We start from the raw sequence: 2,971 nt of genomic DNA, 5'->3' as shown, positions 1-2,971 counted from the left end.
ACATTTGAACCATTACTAACTAAAGCTACATGAGACCATCTATCTGCAGGAGCTTGTAAACCTGAAGACCAGGACCAGGTAGGATGAAACCCTATAGTGTTGTTTCCGTTTTTAAAGTTTAAAATAAAGGATGTCGCATCATCTTGCACACTAAATATACCGCTGTAGTCCTCTTGAATTCCGTTGGGCTTAATCCAACAAGAAAACGTAAAAGAGTTTCTATTTAGATTTAAATCTGTTATACTGATATAATCATTATTTGACGCTCCTGATAAACTAGCTACATTTCCAGGTTTTGATTCTGGTGTTTGTGTACCACATTGAACTGAAACTTCAATAAAATTAGATAATGTTTGTGTACTTGTGCCATAGTCATCAGTAACTGTTAGTGTTACATCATAAAAGCCATCAGGTGCATTGGCATAAGATATTTCAGGGTTTTCTAAATTGGAGGTAGAGGGCGTTCCTCCAGGGAAACTCCAAGACCATGTTGCAGTAGCATTTCTAATAACCGAATAATCTTTAAACTGAACATTCTCCACTACTGGACAAATTAATTTTTTTGTACTTGCAGATATTAATGCGTTTGGTGGACTTATTTCATATAGATCGTGTGCAAAAGCTCCCCTAGAAGTTCCTATTTTAAGTTTATTTTCATTATAATTTATAAAAATAAATCTAATTTCTGCCATAGGCAATCCATTACCTAATTTTTCCCAAGTACTCATACTATTATTTTTATAATAAATACCATTTTTAGCACCTACATATACACCGCCATTTGAACCTCTTTGAAAAACAATTTTAGTGATTGGGAAGTTTGACAATGTTGCTTGTGTTAAGTTTGTCCAACTTGCTCCGTAATTACTTGATTTCAAAACTTTACAGGTTGATTGCACACCGCTGTAGGTTAACCATACTTCATTGGGATTTTCGTCACTAACCGCAACATCTGAAATATTTGTTTGCCTTGAAGATTCACCTAAGCTTGGTGTTACATTTGTCCAGGTAGCTCCAGCGTCATTCGTATACCATAATTTATTATTACTGATTCCCTCAACAACATACATATGATCAGGGTTTTTCATTGAAATTTTTTCTCTAAAGACTTGGGTACCGAATGTTTTTATAATGGAAATACTGTTTCCGTTGTCTTCCGATTTTATAAGCGATCTTTTCCAAATATTACGATTTGGATTTCCTGTAGGATATTGCCCCGCATGATGCGTTATAATCGTGTAATAATTGTTTGGATGAAATTCTATAGAATTAAAATACGAGTATATGCCACCTAAATCTAACAAGTTAGATTCATTAATTAATGAATGTGCCCCTGTCCTAAAATATCTATAATTACTATACCCTTGACTATAAATATATCGATCATCTAAAGGGTTTACGTCTGTATTTCCTTGATCAGCTCCTGTCCCATTATACCAATCAAAACCATCTGCAGCTTCTTTTATCATTACAGGGCCATGATTATTACCAGATGCAATTAAATTGGTTTTAAAGGCACTACCAAACCCCCATAATTCATGATTGCTAATGCTGTTTGTTAATGTTGTTAGTGTTCTTCCATTATTTGTTGAAGCAGCTGTTTCTCCATCACTTCCTACTAAAAAAATATTATCAATAACATCTATCGTTCTTATATCTGAATGGGTTTCTGCTCTAGAAAGTGTAAATGAATCTCCATTATCAAAAGAAATGTGAATTTTTCGATTTCCATAAGAACCATATACAATTATATTTTCATCATTTCTATCCATAGAAATATCTCCATGATGCAAAACAGGGGCATGATTAAAAGGGTCTCCTATACCTGTAATCATATTTGTTTTCGTATTTTCTATAGTACCCGTCGTAGCATTAATTTTATATAAATGAGCTGCAGTATGTGCATAAGAATTATCACCACTTCCAACAGCAACGTATATAGAAGTACTGTTTGTGGTAGGTAACATCAATTTTGCCCAACCAACAACTTGACCATTAGCAGAACCACTTAATGTTAATATTGCTATTTGAGAAAAGCTAGCACCAGAATTATCCGACCTGTGAACCGTAACAGCGTTGTTATGGCTTGTGCTTAATGAATACACAACATTAGGGTCTGTGGTACTCCAATCTAACATTTCACTATGTACAGAGCTATCAAATAAATTATGATTAGGTAAGTCTGTAAGTACTGAACTCCAATTTGCGCCACCATCAATTGTTCTGTAAATTTTATTACTCCACCTGGCAATTACAGTATTTGGATCTATCGGAGATACTGCAATGTCATATGCTTTTCCAGAATACGAAACGCTGGTTAATGCTGTTGAAGCCCAATTTAAACCACCATCAGTAGATTTTATTACTTGGCTATCACTTATAGCGTATACAATTGATGAATTGGATAATGCAACATCTATATCTAAGTATTTTTCATCTGGTAGATTTGCATCTACTAAAGTCCAATTCGTTCCTCCATCATTCGTCATCCATAAACCACCAGTAATAAAAGAAACAAAACGTTTTAAATTATTTGTAGGATCTATTCTATTTAAATACACATAACCACCATGATTTCCACTTTGAGAATAACCTGTTTCTGAACTATTAACGGGTCCTAATAATTCCCAAGAACCAATTTGGGTAGTAGTATTTACACCAAAAGTATTTAAAGGTGTATTATAGTCATATGTTTTTTTATTTTTAGGCTCAGGTTGTACAACACCATTTGCGTCTAAATAATATAATTTTGATTTTAACCAAGCTTCACCCAAAGTTCTAGGCTTACTTCTTTCCAATTGTTTGTCACCAAAATATAAATCAAATTTACTTTTGATTTCAAAATAGTTTGCACCCTCTTTCATATTAGAAAACCAAGATTGACTTTTATGTTTTAATTCGTAATTAAAATGCTCTTTACTATTTTCCTTTTTTTAGCACTCCGCTATATTCTAGATAAGCACAGGACGAT

Annotated in this window: 1 protein-coding gene; it reads right to left on the bottom strand. The window is 33.5% G+C overall.

Annotated elements, in window-relative coordinates; genetic code table 11:
- Nucleotides 1-2,864 (bottom strand): LamG-like jellyroll fold domain-containing protein (locus tag QNK89_RS05060; protein ID WP_340169903.1); only part of this gene is annotated, 2,864 nt, incomplete at its 3' end.
- Between the last annotated feature and the right edge of the window lie 107 nt (nucleotides 2,865-2,971).

Origin of the sequence: Lacinutrix sp. (genome assembly GCF_037625555.1) — a bacterium.
In the GTDB taxonomy this organism is placed as follows: Bacteria; Bacteroidota; Bacteroidia; order Flavobacteriales; family Flavobacteriaceae; genus Lacinutrix.
This window is presented reverse-complemented; position numbering and strand designations above follow the sequence as displayed.